At 41.0% G+C, this 15525-nt stretch carries 14 protein-coding genes; 10 read left to right on the top strand and 4 right to left on the bottom strand.

Going from position 1 to position 15525, the window contains the following annotated elements; translation table 11 throughout:
• Positions 1-83 precede the first annotated feature (83 nt).
• From ACLI08_RS00480 to ACLI08_RS00455, 6 genes are all read left to right on the top strand, one after another.
• On the top strand, positions 84-815 hold the full coding sequence (locus ACLI08_RS00480; protein WP_411426492.1) for a type III pantothenate kinase: 732 nt from the start codon (positions 84-86) through the stop codon (positions 813-815).
• A complete protein-coding gene (locus tag ACLI08_RS00475; protein WP_411426491.1) occupies positions 812-2086 on the top strand; it encodes a hypothetical protein in 1275 nt (424 codons plus the stop codon). The genes ACLI08_RS00480 and ACLI08_RS00475 overlap by 4 nt, the downstream gene beginning before the upstream one ends.
• Before the next feature lie 17 nt (positions 2087-2103).
• Positions 2104-3471: a tetratricopeptide repeat protein gene (locus ACLI08_RS00470; RefSeq protein ID WP_411426490.1), complete on the top strand. Its 1368-nt coding sequence runs from the start codon at positions 2104-2106 to the stop codon at positions 3469-3471.
• Entirely contained in the window at positions 3471-4022 is a 552-nt protein-coding gene (gene lptC / locus ACLI08_RS00465) for an LPS export ABC transporter periplasmic protein LptC (RefSeq protein WP_411426489.1), read from the top strand. The genes ACLI08_RS00470 and lptC overlap by 1 nt, the downstream gene beginning before the upstream one ends.
• A gap of 191 nt (positions 4023-4213) precedes the next feature.
• Complete coding sequence (locus ACLI08_RS00460) at positions 4214-5203, top strand: CNNM domain-containing protein (protein WP_411426488.1); 990 nt, start codon at positions 4214-4216, stop codon at positions 5201-5203.
• 158 nt (positions 5204-5361) lie between these two features.
• The gene (locus ACLI08_RS00455; RefSeq protein WP_411426487.1) at positions 5362-7479 is read left to right on the top strand and encodes a peptidylprolyl isomerase; all 2118 of its coding nucleotides are present in this window, start codon (positions 5362-5364) and stop codon (positions 7477-7479) included.
• 285 nt (positions 7480-7764) lie between these two features.
• On the opposite strand, the gene ACLI08_RS00450 is transcribed toward ACLI08_RS00455, so the two are convergent.
• Positions 7765-8847 (bottom strand): GDSL-type esterase/lipase family protein, encoded by a 1083-nt coding sequence (locus ACLI08_RS00450; RefSeq protein WP_411426486.1) that lies wholly within the window; start codon positions 8845-8847, stop codon positions 7765-7767.
• A gap of 372 nt (positions 8848-9219) precedes the next feature.
• On the opposite strand from ACLI08_RS00450, the gene ACLI08_RS00445 reads away from it, so the two are divergent.
• From ACLI08_RS00445 to ACLI08_RS00430, 4 genes are all read left to right on the top strand, one after another.
• On the top strand, positions 9220-10503 hold the full coding sequence (locus tag ACLI08_RS00445; RefSeq protein WP_411426485.1) for a citrate synthase: 1284 nt from the start codon (positions 9220-9222) through the stop codon (positions 10501-10503).
• 150 nt (positions 10504-10653) lie between these two features.
• A complete protein-coding gene (locus ACLI08_RS00440) occupies positions 10654-11568 on the top strand; it encodes a dimethylarginine dimethylaminohydrolase family protein (protein WP_411426484.1) in 915 nt (304 codons plus the stop codon).
• 13 nt (positions 11569-11581) lie between these two features.
• A complete protein-coding gene (gene ctlX, locus ACLI08_RS00435; protein WP_411426483.1) occupies positions 11582-12520 on the top strand; it encodes a citrulline utilization hydrolase CtlX in 939 nt (312 codons plus the stop codon).
• 15 nt (positions 12521-12535) lie between these two features.
• Positions 12536-12949: an RrF2 family transcriptional regulator gene (locus ACLI08_RS00430; RefSeq protein ID WP_411426482.1), complete on the top strand. Its 414-nt coding sequence runs from the start codon at positions 12536-12538 to the stop codon at positions 12947-12949.
• 80 nt (positions 12950-13029) lie between these two features.
• Here ACLI08_RS00430 and ACLI08_RS00425 read toward each other — a convergent pair whose 3' ends face one another.
• The 3 genes from ACLI08_RS00425 to ACLI08_RS00415 all read right to left on the bottom strand — a co-directional run bounded on the left by ACLI08_RS00425 (position 13030) and on the right by ACLI08_RS00415 (position 15336).
• Complete coding sequence (locus tag ACLI08_RS00425) at positions 13030-13665, bottom strand: MarC family NAAT transporter (protein WP_411426481.1); 636 nt, start codon at positions 13663-13665, stop codon at positions 13030-13032.
• Positions 13666-13718: 53 nt separating this feature from the next.
• On the bottom strand, positions 13719-14234 hold the full coding sequence (locus ACLI08_RS00420; protein ID WP_411426480.1) for a hypothetical protein: 516 nt from the start codon (positions 14232-14234) through the stop codon (positions 13719-13721).
• 91 nt (positions 14235-14325) lie between these two features.
• Positions 14326-15336, bottom strand: a complete 1011-nt coding sequence (locus ACLI08_RS00415) for a T9SS type A sorting domain-containing protein (RefSeq protein ID WP_411426479.1) — start codon at positions 15334-15336, stop codon at positions 14326-14328.
• Between the last annotated feature and the right edge of the window lie 189 nt (positions 15337-15525).

The raw sequence follows: 15525 nt of genomic DNA, 5'->3' as shown, positions 1-15525 counted from the left end.
CAAATATAGAATGATTTTTAAATTATGCAAAGCAAAAAATAAAAAAAATCAATTGCTATCTTTGCGGTTACAAAAAACACAAAATGCTTTTAGCCGTAGATATTGGCAATACAAAAATTAAACTCGCTGTATTTGAGAACGATGTAAAAATCTTTTCGGCTTCGGTAGAGAAAGAAACCGCGCTTACACAGGTAGCGGAAATTTTTTCTGAGTACCCGAAAATTTCTAAAAGTATACTGTCTGTAGTAGGGAAAGAGGAAGAACAGTTGTTTTTATGGCTAAAAGAGCACACCGTTGTAACGCATATAAACAGGGAAACTCCCATGCCGTTTACTAATAACTATGCCACGCCGCACACACTTGGTGTAGACAGAATGGTGCTGGCGGCAGGAGCGGTGCTGCAGTTTCCCCGCCAAAACAGGCTTGTTATAGATGCCGGAACCTGTGTAACGTATGATTTTATTTCGGCAGATAATGTATACCATGGTGGCGCCATATCGCCGGGTTTGCAGCTAAGATATAATGCCATGCACACTTTTACGGCAAAACTTCCGTTGTTATATCCGGAAATGCCCCAAAGTTTTATCGGTAACAGTACTAACGCCAGCTTACATGTGGGCGCAGTTTGCGGTCTTTTGTTTGAAATAGAGGGATTTATATCGGTTTATGAAGCACGTTATGGGGCGTTAACAGTAATATTAACGGGAGGTGATGCCGAATTTTTGGCTAAAAGTTTAAAAAACACCATATTTGCCAATTCAAATTTCCTCCTGGAAAGCCTGAACAATTTATACAAATATACAAACCAAAAATGATAAAGAAATTATTAGCTGTACTATGCTTTGTGGGTGCCTCATCTGCGTTTGCCCAGCAAAATAACTCTTCGCCTTATTCTTTTTACGGATTAGGCGATACTAAGTTTAAAGGTACAGCCGAAAACAGAAGTATGGGTAGCATAGGTGTGCTTACAGATAGTATTCACCTTAACCTGCAAAATCCTGCTACCTACGGAAGGCTTAAATTTGCCAACCTGGCTGTGGGGGCTACTTCTACAAAAACAAAGCTTCAAACAGAAACAGAAAATTCTACAGCAGGCCGTACCTCTGTAGATTACATAGCACTTGCGCTGCCTTTTAAAAAATTTGGTCTGGCGTTTGGGTTAATGCCTTACACCAGTGTGGGGTACAGGATTCAAAACACTACAGAGCCTTATGCCGATAATTACAGGCGTAATCGCTATTTTGAAGGTACAGGAGGTCTTAACAAAGTGTTTGGTGGGTTTTCGTATAATTTATCCAGCAGTTTTTCACTTGGTGCTGAGTTTAATTATTACTTTGGTAAAATTACAACAAAGTCCAAAGTAAGTATTAACATGGCTGAATATGCCCTGCAATACGATACGCGTGAAACTAACCTGAGTGATTATAACGGGGTTACGTTTAACTTTGGTGCTTATTACCAAAAGCTTGTAAATAAAAAGTATACATGGACTGCAAGCGCAGTGTTTTCGCCTGAAACAAGCTTAAATAGCGTTACAAACCGCGAAATTTCTACTGTTATATTGACTTCTTCGGGTGTAGAGCAGGCGGCTGATACTTACAGTAAGCGTTTAGACGCAGTAAATGTAAAAATGCCGTCTAAAATGTCTGCCGGTGCAGGTTTTGGGGAAATGCGTAAGTGGTTTGCAGGTTTAGAATATACCTACACAGGCAGTAGTGTGCTTCAAAACAGGTTTGACGGCGTTACCGATGTAAAGTTTGAAAACAGTTATCGCATAGCATTAGGTGGTTACTATATACCTAAATTCTATTCTTTTACAAGCTACCTTAGCCGTGTTACCTATAGGGGTGGTTTACGATACGAAACTACCGGTATGGTTATAAATAACCAGTCTATTAAAGATATGGGTGTAAGCCTTGGTGTAGGTCTTCCGCTTGCGGGTATTGGCGGAACCAGTCTTAACTTAGGGCTAGAGTACGGTAAGCGCGGTACTAAAAACGCAGGGCTTATCCAGGAGAATTACTTTAACCTGTTTGTAGGTTTTTCTCTTAATGATAGGTGGTTTGTTAAGAGGAAGTTTGAATAATAAACACAATAAAGAATATGAAATTACATAGGGTAGTTTTCTTTGTTACGTTTCTGGCATTTATGCACACGGCTTCGGCTCAGGTGTCTAAGTGTGCAGACAACATTAGTGCATTTAAGAGCGCTGTACTTGCCGGTAAATATGAGGAAGCGGCCGGGCAAATTGCTGCACTGAAAAAAGACTGTCCTCGTGTAAACGAAGATTTATATACCTACGGTAACCGTGTGTATCTGTATAATGTTGAGGCCGCCCGAACTGATGCGGATAAAAAGAAAGCAGTAGAAGAGGCCTTGGCGTTTACAGATTTGTATGTAAAAAACTATCCTTCCGGTAGTGGTGAAATAGCCAAGGCCATGTTGTTAAGCTCACAAGGTGCGGCAGATAAGGATATTTTTCCGTTGCTGGATCATGCCTACAGTGTTAGCAAGGCCAATTTTAAGGAATATCGTGCAATTGAGTTGTATTTCAGGTTGTATTACGCAAAATTTTCAGCTAAAGAAAAAGGTTTTACAACGGAGGCTCTACTTCAAAAATACACGGATTTACTGGGGCATATTGCCGAAGTAAGGAATAACGTGGCAGATAAGCGTGCAAAACTACTATCGAAACAAAAAGAACAGGAAATAGAACAGGAAGAAAGTATGTTTCTTGCTGATACAAAGTACGACGAGTCAAGCCTTGATGCCGTTGCAGATAACATGGCAAAACAGGTTTCTCCGTCTGTAGACTGTAAATCCCTTGAAGCTTTTTATGGCAGCGAGTACGAGAAAAACTCTAAGTCGGCAGCGTGGATAAACGGTATGGTAATAGCGTTAAAAAATGCTCGTTGCACCAAAACTGATTTGTATTTTAATGCCGTAAGCAGTTTGTATGGCTTAAGGCCTACGTACGATGTTGCGTATGAAATGGCACAGTTGTATCAAAAGAAAAACAACATAGCTAAAACAGTTGAGTGCTACGAAGCCGCGGCAAAAATGAGTGCTAATGTAGTGCGCAAAGCTGATGTTTTTATGGCTATTGCCGAATTATACAGAAACTCTGATAAGGCTAAAGCTAAACAATATGCGCTTAAAGCCGCTGAAGCGAATACAAAATCAGGTATGCCGTATCTGTTTATTGCAGAGCAATATATGTCTTTAACGGCTAAAGATTGTGATTTGTCTGAATTTGACCGAAAAGCATTGGTGTTTGCTGCTATTGCTACACTCAAAAAAGCTGAGATAGCAGAGCCGCGCTTTAAAAATACCGTTGCCTCTATGGAGCAGGGCTACCTAAAAAGGATTCCGACAAAGAAAGAGGCTAAGGCGGCCAGGAAAGGAAAGGGAGATGTAATTACTTATGGCTGCTGGATTAACGAAACCGTAACGCTACCTAAATTAAAATAATGCTTAAAGGTACTTTTTATATTGCATCAATACTGGTGTTGTTTGTTGTGCTTACTTCGTGCGAAAGTAATTTCAGGGAGGTGCAGCGCATAAACAGTATCGGTTTTAATCCGGTAGGTGAAACTGAAGACATTAACCTGGTATACACCGATTCGGGCAAGGTGGCCTCTACGCTGGTAAGCCCGCTAATGAAAGACTACACACAGCTGCAATATGGTTTTAATGAATTTCCGAAAGGGGTTCATTTAACGCTGTATGATAAAAATGGGGCTAAAACCCACATTACCGGTAAGTATGCTATAGTGTATGAGGAAACCGATGTAATAGATCTTAGTGGTAATGTACGTATTTATACTGAAGATGGTAAGGAACTTACCACAGAACAGTTATACTACGACCAAAAGAATGAGTGGTTTTATACCGAGAATTATTTTAAATTTACAGACAACAAAGGTAGCTTCCTTGAAGGGCCTGGGGTAGACTTTAGTAAAGACTTTAAAATAATGAACACACAGCGCAGCCGTGGCGCCATAAGCAACTTTAAACCCTAAACTATGTACTTTAAATATATACCTTATATCTTTTTAATAATGTCTGCGGCGTTTTTATTCGATGCTGTGTCAAAATACAATGAAGGCAGGGATCCTTTTCCAAGTATTTTGTTTGTGTTAGCAGGCATTATTATGTTTTTTGTGCGCAGGCGTTCGTACAGCAGGTTTAACGAGCCTAAAAAATAGTGCTTATGGAGGCTGTAGTTATTATAGTTTGCCTCCTGTTCTCGGCGTTGTTTTCCGGTATGGAAACCGCTTATATTTCTGCAAATAAAGTATACCTTGAGGTAGAAAGCCGTCAACAGTCTTTTTCCTCAAAAATCCTAACCCGGTTAACGGGAAATCCTTCTCATTTTATTGCGGCAATGCTTTTAGGTAATGCGCTGGCGCAGGTATTGTATTGTTATACCATGCTATTGGTGTTGCAGCAGTTGTGGCCTTTGCAAAATATCATTGTGCGCATATTTGTATATGCGGCCGTAAGCGGATTGTTGCTTTTTGCCTTTGCAGATTTTCTTCCCAAAGTGTTTTTTCAGGTGTACGCTAACAGGCTCATTAAAATATTTGCCCTGCCGGCGTATGTTTTTGTGGTGCTGTTTGGCAGTGTTAGCCGCCTTATGGTTTGGTTTACCGATTTTATGCTGGTAAACGTTTTTAACCTTCGGCAAAAGGACCGTAAAGATCAGTTTACAAAAGGCGAATTTGGTGCTTACATAAAAGAGCAGCTTACTTCCGTAGGTCAGGAAGACGAAGTAGAGGCAGAGGTAGCGTTGTTTAAAAATGCCATGGTGTTTGGTACCCGTACCGCCGCCGATGTAATGACGCCCCTGGAAAGGGTTTCGGGTGTTGCTATTGGCAGCCCGGTTCATGAGCTTCGGGCATTGTTTGTAAAAACGGGATACAGCAAAATTATGGTTTACAATGGCGCTCCAGAAAATATAATAGGGTATGTGCATGCGTTTTCCTTATTTAAAAACCCGGAAACGGTGGGGGAGGCCATGGTGTTTCCTATTCGGGTTACGCACATTATGTATATAAAAGATGTTCTTAGAATACTTACCCGTAACCGTCGTAGTGTTGCGGTTATACAAAATGATGCGGGGCAAACACTGGGTATTGTAACGGTAGAGGATATTGTAGAGGAGCTCTTTGGCGATATAGAAGATGAGCACGATGTTTAGCTTATGGTTAGTACGGCGTTTTTTAGCCCTATAAGCTGTGTAAATCACAATGCATGTGTAATTTTAAGAAATCCCCTTAAAAAAAGTTTCCACTATTTTTATTATTAAGCAGATAATTGTATTTTCGCCCACTGAATTAAAAAATAACAGATTTACAAATGGCAGTTTTATCAAAAATCAGAGAACGTTCGATACTGCTTATCGGTATCATAGGTTTCTGTCTTCTTGCATTCATCATTGGCGACGTGGTTAAAAGCGGCGGTTTCGGTGTAGATAAATATGTAGGTAGCGTTAACGGGACCGATATTGCGTACCTGGAGTTCAACAAAAAGGTTGCAAATATGCAACAGCGTCAGCAGGGTGCTACCGCAGGTCAGGCAGCTGGCTATGTTTGGAACATGGAAGTTGACAAAATACTTTTTGAAGAGCTGTGTGAAAAAGCAGGTATACGTGTAGGTAAAGACCACGTACTTGATATTTACGGGCAAATGCTGGGCAATAACCCTCAGTTTGTAAACGCTGCCGGTAAATTTGACAAAGCTAAATTTAATGAGTTCCTTGTTAATCTTAAAAAGAACAACCCGGAGCAATGGCAGGCTATTGAAAATGAAAGGCCTGATATTGAGGCTTCGGCAAGGAAACAGCTGTATGCTACTGCACTAAAGGCGGCATTCTTTACAACTGACTTTGAAGCAAAACAAAGGTATGCGGCTGAGTCTGATAAAGTAAACTTTGACTACGTTAGCGTTTCTTACAGCACTATAAACGATGAAGATCCTAAGGTAAAAGTTACTGATCAGGAACTTATCGATTACATGAAAAAGAATCCTAAGAAATATAAGGCTGAAGCATCTCGTGATCTTGAGGTTGTTTTTGTAGAAAACAAACCTTCTGCTCAGGATGAGGCTGAAGTGAAAAAGTCTATCGAGGCGCTACTTGTACCGTCTGTAAAACTTGTAGAAGGTAAAACTGATACTATACCTGGTTTTGCAAATGTACCTGTAGCTGAGGTGCCTTCATTTATCGCGGAAAATTCTGAAGTGCCTTACGATAGTACTTTCGTTACTAAAGGTCAGCTTCCTGTAGAGTTTGCCCAGCAGATCTCTGCTCTTGCTCCGGGTCAGGTTTTTGGTCCTTACAACAACAACGGTTACTACACTGTTACAAGGATGATTGCCAAAAAACCGGGTGCAAGCGTTAAAGCAAGCCACATACTTATTGGTTACAAAGGCGCACAAATGGCTGATGGTAAAATTACACTTACTAAAGAGCAGGCTAAAGCCAAGGCTGAAGAACTACTTGCTAAAGTAAATGCTAATCCTGCTTCATTTGGCCAGCTTGTTATGGAGAACTCTAACGATCCGGGTTCTATGAACAACCAGGGTGTTTATGATAATATTGCACCAAACCAAATGGTGAAGCCGTTTAACGACTTTATCTTTAACAATCCGATAGGTAAAACGGGTGTTGTAGAAACAGACTTTGGTTTCCACGTGATTAAAGTACTAGACAAGTACGATGGTGTACGTGTGGCTAACCTTGCTAAGAAAATACAGCCAAGTGAAACTACTATAGACGCTAACTTCCAAAAAGCTACTAAGCTGGAAATGGATGCGCGCGATACTAAAAAACCACTTGCCGACCTTGCTAAAGCGGCAGGTCTTACAGTTACTCCTGCTAACAAAATTGGCGAGAATGACGACAACATACCTGGTGTAGGTGCAGAGCGCGAAATCGTTCGTTGGGCTTATAACGATGATACTAAAGTAGGCGATGTTAAGAAGTTTGATCTTTCTTCTGCTAAAGGTAGTGTAGTAGTAGCACTTAAAACTATTAATGCAAAAGGTGTACTTCCTCTTGAAGAAGCTAAGCTAAGCGTACTTCCTATCATCCGTAATGAAAAGAAAGCTAAAATAATCAGGGAAAAAATGCAGGGTGCTACTCTTGAGGCTGTTGCTCAAAAGGCAGGTGCTACTGTAGCAAATGCTACCGGTGTCACTCTTGCTAACCCTATGATTATGGGTGTTGGCCCTGAAATGAAAGTTGTAGGTAAAGCCTTTGGCCTTGGAGCAGGTAAAACCTCTAAACTTATTGATGGACAGTCGGGTGTGTTTATGGTAAGAACTAAGAACGTTGAAGTTGCGCCTGCACAGCCATCTCAGGCTGCTATGGTAGCAAGGTTAAACGGTCAGGGTCGTTCAGGTATTGAAAACCGCCTTTCTATAGCGCTTAAAGACAAAGCAGATATCGAAGATAACAGAAGCAAGTTCTACTAAGAATTAGCTTAAGATAATAAAAAAGTCCTGCCGTTTGGCAGGACTTTTTTTATGCGCTTTTTTATCTCTGTATTTTGCTCTTATTCTTGTGTTGGCAGCTCTGTTTTGTGCGGTGTTTGTTGTGTATTTAAGTTGCTGGCTTTTTCGGTTAAAACTGTATTATTTATACGCGGCTGGTTGATCTGGGCTCTTTATTGGCCTAAGATATAGTAAGAATAGTCTGGGAGTAAAAAAGCCTTCGTTGGTTACGAAGGCTTTCGGTGTGTTTAATATGTATAGCTTAGCTTACTTAATTAGCGTTTTAAGGAAAGGGGCCAATTGAGCAGCCATAGCTTTGTCATCTTCAATCTCCGGGTGATAGCCGCATCCGTGTGGGGTAACATCATTAAAGGTAAAAACTTCTATGGGGCTATGTCCGGGCTGTTTGTTTACCTCGTCTTTTATGCGGTTTAGGCATTTTACAAAAAGTTCTCCTTTCGTGCCATTTACCATAGGGCTGTTCAGTAACACAATTTTGGTTTTAGGTGCATACTTGTAAACCGTTTTTATAAAATCTACATAATTTGCTACATATTTTTCTTCACTAAAAGGTGTGCGCGGTTTTTTGCCATCTCCGTCGCTAAAATCGTTTGTGCCCAGTGCTATGCAGGTAATATCAGGTACAAAGGCAAAATCATACTTTTTAGACGCATCTTTGTTCAGGTAAAGATTTTCGTATACTTCAGGCATTATGGCTTCGTCTTTATGGTCGTCGTTCCAGTTGCGGTACATCCCCATGCCAGAAACTGAACTTAGCACAAAATCCGCTCCTAAAGTGCGTGCGGTTATGGGCGCATAAGAGTAGTATGCATTATGCTGGTCATACCATTCTCCGCTACCGCATGGTATTTCGCTCAAATCATTCCCCATGCCACATGTTATGGAATCGCCTATAAATGCTATTTTCTTTTTGGGCTTTGCCACTACAGGTGCTGTTTTACCGGTTACTCCCATAAACACTACGGTGCCTACGCTTGCCTCAGTAGCCTTATAAACAGATATTGTGTGGTTTTTCCCCGGTTCCAGCATTACAAGAATGTCAGTGCCTGCGGCAGATACCTTATTTCTGCTGTAGTATTGCCCATCTACCTCTATCACCACATAGTTGTGGTGTGTATACGTGTCTACGGATTTCGCTTTAACGGTGCACTGGTCACCCCGTACCCCAAAGCTTACCGAAGACGCGGCGCCAATGAGGGCAATAGTATTGTCTGACAGGGTTTCGGTGCGTCCCAAGGTAACATATTTTACGGGTGGGTTAATTGCTGAAACGTTTGCCGAAAGCATAAGAGCTGCGGCAAAAACATATAGGCGTTTTGTTTTATTCATATAAGGTGTGTTTATAGTTTGCTTGCAAATTATATAAAAATATCAATCACCTACTAGTAATATTGCGTCAATTCGTTATAGAATTATAAAATCGTTATTTTTCGGATTGCATTTTATGAAAGGGTAGGGTGGTGCGAAATCTCTTTGATAAAATTAAGAAGACGTTGTTATTTTGTTGGGTATGCAAAATAATTTTAGTTTATTTTATAGTTATTACCGCTGTTTTTTTGGGGGTGGTTCAGTGTGTATTTTTTTTGAAATATATATACTTATTTAGCGATTATAATAATATTTTTTCTTTATAAATCAATAGTTATTTCCTAAATTCGCAGGGATAATATTTTTTAAACCACATACAAACTAAATACTGTCATGTCAAATACTGCTATATTGGAGATTGATGGCAAAAAGTATGAGTTTCCTGTAATCATAGGAACTGAAAACGAAGTAGCTATTGATATTGATAAACTGCGCGGCACCACCGGAGCTATTACCCTTGACCCTGGGTTTAAAAATTCCGGATCATGTAAAAGTGATATCACTTTTCTTGATGGAGAAAAAGGTATCCTGCGCTACAGGGGCTACGCTATAGAGGAGCTTGCTGAACAATCTAATTTCCTTGAAGTTTCTTACCTTCTTATTTTTGGTGAGCTGCCTACGCAGGCGCAGCTTGAAAAATTTGAAAATGACATTCGTAAATATACGCTGGTAAACGAAGAGATGAAGAACATCATCGATGGTTTTCCTAAGAATGCACACCCTATGGGCATATTGGCGTCTCTTACCAGTGCGCTTACTGCTTTTAACCCGCAACAGGTTAATGTAGGTGATGATAAGCAACTGTATGATGCAGTATGTAAAGCAATGGGTAAATTCCTTGTTATTGCTACGTGGACATTCAGGAAAAACATGGGGTACCCGTTAAACTACTACGATAACACTAAAGGTTATGTAGAGAACTTTATGAGGCTTATGTTTGAACTTCCTACAGGGCCTTACAAACCAAACCCTACCGTGGTAGAAGCGCTTGATAAGCTGTTTATCCTTCACGCAGACCATGAGCAAAACTGTTCTACTTCTACAGTGCGTATCGTAGGTTCTTCTCATGCTGGTTTGTTTGCTTCTATCTCAGCAGGTGTATCTGCACTTTGGGGGCCGCTTCACGGTGGTGCTAACCAGGCGGTGCTTGAAATGCTTGAGGAAATCCAGGCAAATGGAGGTGATGCAGAAAAATACATTGCTAAGGCAAAAGATAAAGATGATCCGTTCCGCCTTATGGGCTTTGGCCACAGGGTATATAAAAACTTTGACCCTAGGGCTAAAATCATTAAAAAAGCAGCAGACGATGTACTTGCTGAGCTTGGTGTAGACGATCCGGTGCTTTCTATTGCTAAAAAGCTTGAGGAGGCTGCCCTGCAAGATGACTACTTTAAAGCGCGTAACCTATACCCTAACGTAGATTTCTACTCGGGTATCATATACAGGGCTATGGGTATACCTACAGAAATGTTTACCGTTCTGTTTGCCATAGGTCGCCTTCCGGGCTGGATTGCCCAGTGGAAAGAAATGCGCCTTAACAAGGAGCCAATAGGCCGTCCGCGCCAGGTATATACCGGCAGTCCGCTAAGGCCTTTTGTAAAGCAAGACCAACGTTAGTTTTGATAATAGTTAAGTTATAGCACGCCATTGCACATGCAATGGCGTGTTTTTTTATTTTATGTGTGTAATTTTTAAATTATCATCATTTTTTAAAGAAAAATGTAATATTAAGTGGCTTTTTTTATATTTGCGTAAAAATATGGAGCAATGATGCACCTTAATGTAACCAATGAAACTTCTCGCCTAAGGGCTTTGGTAGTAGGTACCGCCGTAAGTAACGGTCCTACGCCTACAATACAAGAAGCATACGACCCAAAATCATTAGAACATATAAAAGCCGGGACCTATCCGCTGGAGAAAAATATGGTACCTGAAATGGAAGCCCTGTGTGCCATTTTTGAAAAGTACGGGGTAACGGTTTACCGCCCTGAACTGATAGAAGACTATAACCAGATTTTCAGCCGCGATATTGGCTTTGTTATAGGCGACACGTTTATATGGGCTAATATACTTCCGGACCGCGAACGCGAGCAGGCCGCTATTCAGTACATAGTGAATAACGTGGATCCTAATAAAGTGGTTAAAGCACCTGAGGAAGTACATATAGAGGGTGGCGACGTTATTTTGTGGGATGATTATATTTTTATAGGGACCTATAAAGGCGATGACTATAAGGACTATATTACAGCCCGTACTAATATGCAGGGTGTAAATTTTATAAAAGAGCTTTTTCCGGATAAAATCGTAAAAGAGTTTGATCTTGTAAAATCACGTACTGAGGCACGCGACAACGCACTGCACCTGGATTGTTGTTTTCAGCCTGTAGGTAAAGACAAGGCTGTCATTTATAAAGACGGTTTTAGGGACGAAGCCGATTATAACTACCTGGTAAATCTTTTCGGTAACGAAAACCTGTTTCATATAACCCGCGATGAAATGTATGATATGACCTCTAATTTCTTTTCTATAGATACTGATGTGGTGGTTATAGAAAAAGGGTTTATCCGACTTAAAAGTTGGCTTTTAGAAAAAGGCTTTACAGTAGAGGAGGTGCCCTATGCCGAAATTGCAAAACAGGAAGGTTTACTTCGCTGCAGCACTTTGCCATTGATACGCGATTAATTATCTTTGACACATGAAACAAATTACAGACAGCATACTTATGATACGCCCGGTGGCGTTCAGGATGAATGAGCAAACGGCAGTTAACAATTATTACCAAAAGGTAATGGACGGGCTGCTGCCTTCAACTGTAAATGCCAACGCACAGCAGGAGTTTGATGCTTTTGTGGAAAAACTGCGTGCCGTAGGGGTAAATGTAGTGGTTGTAGATGATACGGTAGATCCTGATACGCCTGATTCTATTTTCCCGAATAACTGGGTGTCGTTTCATGAAACGGGCGATGTAGTGCTGTATCCTATGTTTGCCGAAAACCGCCGTGCCGAACGCCGCGAAGATATATTTGACGTGCTGGAGGAAAAAGGTTTTGATTTTGAAGAAATCATGGACTATACCAGTGCCGAAGAAGATAATATTTTCCTGGAAGGTACCGGTAGCCTGGTACTTGATCGTGAAAACCAAAAAGCCTATTGTGCACTTTCACCACGTGCCGATGAGGAATTAATGATTGAGTTTTGCGAAGACTTTGAATTTAGCCCTGTTATATTTGAAGCGTTTCAAACCGTAAACGGCGAGCGTAAGCACATTTACCATACTAATGTAATGATGTGTGTGGGCACTACATTTGCTGTGATTTGCGCTGATTGTATAGATGATAAAAAAGAACGTAAGGCAGTACTGGCGAGCCTTCGTCAGGATGGTAAAGAACTCATACTGCTTACCGAGGCCCAGCTTAACCATTTTGCCGGTAACATGCTACAGGTGCAGGGTAAAGACAAAAGCTACCTTGTAATGAGTCAGGCAGCGAAAAGCGTACTCACGGCCGAACAGGTAAAAATGATAGAAAAACACGTTGAAATTCTTTCTGTAAACCTTGACACTATTGAGGCTTGTGGCGGAGGAAGCGCTCGCTGCATGATGGCGGAGGTGTTTTTGCCAAAGAAAGACGAATAAAAATAATACGGCAGTATGCTGAGTAAAAAAACGAAATACGGACTAAAAGCACTGATTTACATTGCAAAGCAGGAAGCGGCAATGCCGGTGCTTATATCTGATATTTCGGAGAAAGAACAAATACCCAAGAAGTTTTTAGAGGCCATTTTACTTGATTTAAAAAAGTTTGGTATACTGGGCTCTAAAAAGGGTAAGGGTGGAGGATATTACCTTATGAAGGACCCTAAAACGGTTACTGCGGCTACTATTATCCGCGTGCTTGACGGGCCAATAGCCTTGCTGCCCTGTGTAAGCCTTAATTTTTATGAAAAGTGCGACGACTGCCCGGATGAACATGCCTGCGCTCTAAATCACTTTTTAGCCCAGGTGCGTGACAGTACGCTGGAAATGCTGCAAAATAAAACCTTATACGACCTTTCGGTAATGTAATTTACATACTTGTCAAAATATAAAATCCACCCAGATTTACCTGCGTGGATTTTATATTTTTAATGCTATATGGTTTTTTGTTAGTGCGGAAACTTAAGCCCTTCTATAATATTTGAAATAGAGCTAATAATGTATTGTACCCCTATGGCTATGGTTATAAAGCCCATAATGCGCGATATGGCCACAATACCCGATGCTCCCAGTGCCTGAGATACCTTGTGAGCGCCCCGCATAAGTAAAAATATTACCAGAGCTATGCATGCCATTGCCGCTACAGCTATTATTTGCTGTTCCATTTCTTTATAGTCCTGGTGCATGGCTATAAGCAGCGATATACTGCCCGGGCCTGCAAGCATGGGTATAGCCAGTGGGGTAAGGGCTATGTCGTTACGTTTTTGGGCATCGGCTTCAACTTCTTTATGTACACCGCGGCCTTTGCTAAAACGGCGGTTTAGTAGTGAGAAGCCCGAGTTTACAATAATAAAACCTCCGGCTATACGAAGTGCATCTATACTTATGCCAAAAAAGCTAAGTACATACTGACCTGCAAAAAATGAAACTAAAAGTATGATAAAAACATTTATGGCGGTCCAGATAGAAATGCGCTGGCGTTCTTTTAAAGTATCATCCTGGGTTAAGCCTACAAAAATTGGCACCGCCCCCAGTGGGTTAAGTACTGAAAAAAGTGCCGCAAAAATGAATACAAATAATTCCATACCGTGTTGTTTGTTTAGTAAAGGTACAGTTTTTACTACAAATCAAAAATCCTTTAGCTGCTTATTATAGCATCCTGGTAATAGCAAATAGCGAGCTGTGGCTGTACAGGAAACATAAGCGTATCATAGCCTTCGGTTGCAGCAGTATTTGCAGATACAAGATAACAGTTGTTTACCGTACCCAGGTAGATAAGTAAAGGGGAGAAAAATGTAATGCCTATCTTGTGTTTTGTTATGTCTGTAATATCTGTATTTACTACATCGAGCCTGTAGCCTTCAAACGGAAAGAAATTGTTTCCCAGCACATCGGGCACTTTGTAAAAGTGTCCTTTAAGTTGCTGTATGTAGCTGTTTGCCGCAAGCCCGGTTAAGTAATGCAGTTTTTCGGCATTAGGGTTTTCTGCCAGCAGTTCCCTAAAGGTGGCAGCGGGATTTTCTTTACGGTTATACAGTTGTTGCTGCATAAGGTATTCTTTGTAGGTATCTTCAAAAACATAGCGTTCCCACGCGCCGGTAGCAGTGCTGTCTATTACCATTCTGTATGCGAGTCTTATCTTAGGATATTCCATAGTCTATCTATTATTTAGAAATAAAAAGGAGGGTCTGCACTCCCTCCTTTTTCAAATATATAAATAACCAACAATAAAAAACACTGATTGCTTAGCGCACAATCATCTGTTTGCTTTCTTCAAATTTTCCATTGGCATTAACTACAGATACCCTGTAAATGTACGATCCACTGCTTAAACCGCCCCTGTTAAGGCTTATGGCGTTTTCTCCGGCATTAAGTGCACCGTTAAACGCCGTTAATACTTTACGTCCGGTAAAATCGTATACTGCTATGGTTACCTCGCTATCCATTTGCAGGTTTAGCGGTATGGTGGTAGCATCTGTAAATGGATTAGGGTAGTTTTGTTTTATACTGTAAATGTTTTTGTTATAGTCGTCAATGCCTGCTGTAGGTCCGTTTACATAAATGGTATGTTGTAGTGTATAGCCTTCGGTCAGGCTGCCGCTTACGCTACTCAGTTCCAGGCCTGCTGAATCATCGCTAAACACGTTGTCATTAGCATTATACGTGTATCCGGTCATTCCCTTTGTATACCCGTATGCTGTAGCAGCGTTAACGGTTGCTACTGCGCTATTTGTTCCCTCAGGGAAAGCGATTTGTGTGATGAGTAATGATGTACCTGCCGAATTATAAATGTGTACGTGTATATGTGTGGCGCGGCTGGTGTACCAACCCGGGAATATAGAGGTAAAAGATACCAGCCCGTTTGCATCAGTAACCTGCCTGCCCCTTAAGAAACTTACCGTAGTGTAATTGGCACTTTGCATTTGGGTACCTCCGTACTCGCTGTAATTACCATCTTTATCACAGTGCCATATGTCTACCATAGCACCCTGTAACGCGTCGCAGTTAGCATTTTTGTTCTTAATAGTAATGTTTATTGTAAAAGGAACGCCGGTTCTTCCTTCCGTAATGTCAGTGCGCACAAGGCCGGTAGGTGTATGGGTGGGGAAAGGCCCCTCCGTTTCGGTAGGCGCTACCGTACAGGTAGCCAGGGTTTCGGTTTCTTCTGTGCTGCCGGCAGCCCTGAGTATGGCCGGTGCCGCCACAGCCATGCCCAGAAAGCCGAGGCTGTTTTTTAAAAAATCTTTTCTTTTCATATTGCCTAAAGTATAAATTGCTGTAGGCAAAGATATTAATCGCTATTTCCCTGCATTTTTTTTGAGGTAAACAGATGACAGGTAGCGGTAAACGAAAGATTTTTGTTGTGGTTGCGTATTTAAAATAAAAACTGTACTTTATTGTTATATGTTAGTATGTTTTTGTTAAAATAAATACGTCGGTTTAAT

The sequence above is a fragment of the Flavobacterium sp. RNTU_13 genome (assembly GCF_046614455.1).
Taxonomy (GTDB): Bacteria; Bacteroidota; Bacteroidia; order Flavobacteriales; family Flavobacteriaceae; genus Flavobacterium.
This window is presented reverse-complemented; position numbering and strand designations above follow the sequence as displayed.

Bases quoted from the DNA above. Each gene is read 5' to 3' on its own strand.
- ACLI08_RS00480 (WP_411426492.1), top strand. From the start codon at position 84: ATGCTTTTAGCCGTAGATATTGGCAATACAAAAATTAAACTCGCTGTA.
- ACLI08_RS00425 (WP_411426481.1), bottom strand. From the start codon at position 13,665: ATGGAATTATTTGTATTCATTTTTGCGGCACTTTTTTCAGTACTTAAC.
- ACLI08_RS00460 (WP_411426488.1), top strand. From the start codon at position 4,214: ATGGAGGCTGTAGTTATTATAGTTTGCCTCCTGTTCTCGGCGTTGTTT.
- ACLI08_RS00430 (WP_411426482.1), top strand. From the start codon at position 12,536: ATGCTGAGTAAAAAAACGAAATACGGACTAAAAGCACTGATTTACATT.
- ACLI08_RS00450 (WP_411426486.1), bottom strand. From the start codon at position 8,847: ATGAATAAAACAAAACGCCTATATGTTTTTGCCGCAGCTCTTATGCTT.
- ctlX (WP_411426483.1), top strand. From the start codon at position 11,582: ATGAAACAAATTACAGACAGCATACTTATGATACGCCCGGTGGCGTTC.
- ACLI08_RS00445 (WP_411426485.1), top strand. From the start codon at position 9,220: ATGTCAAATACTGCTATATTGGAGATTGATGGCAAAAAGTATGAGTTT.
- ACLI08_RS00475 (WP_411426491.1), top strand. From the start codon at position 812: ATGATAAAGAAATTATTAGCTGTACTATGCTTTGTGGGTGCCTCATCT.
- ACLI08_RS00455 (WP_411426487.1), top strand. From the start codon at position 5,362: ATGGCAGTTTTATCAAAAATCAGAGAACGTTCGATACTGCTTATCGGT.
- ACLI08_RS00440 (WP_411426484.1), top strand. From the start codon at position 10,654: ATGATGCACCTTAATGTAACCAATGAAACTTCTCGCCTAAGGGCTTTG.
- ACLI08_RS00470 (WP_411426490.1), top strand. From the start codon at position 2,104: ATGAAATTACATAGGGTAGTTTTCTTTGTTACGTTTCTGGCATTTATG.
- lptC (WP_411426489.1), top strand. From the start codon at position 3,471: ATGCTTAAAGGTACTTTTTATATTGCATCAATACTGGTGTTGTTTGTT.
- ACLI08_RS00415 (WP_411426479.1), bottom strand. From the start codon at position 15,336: ATGAAAAGAAAAGATTTTTTAAAAAACAGCCTCGGCTTTCTGGGCATG.
- ACLI08_RS00420 (WP_411426480.1), bottom strand. From the start codon at position 14,234: ATGGAATATCCTAAGATAAGACTCGCATACAGAATGGTAATAGACAGC.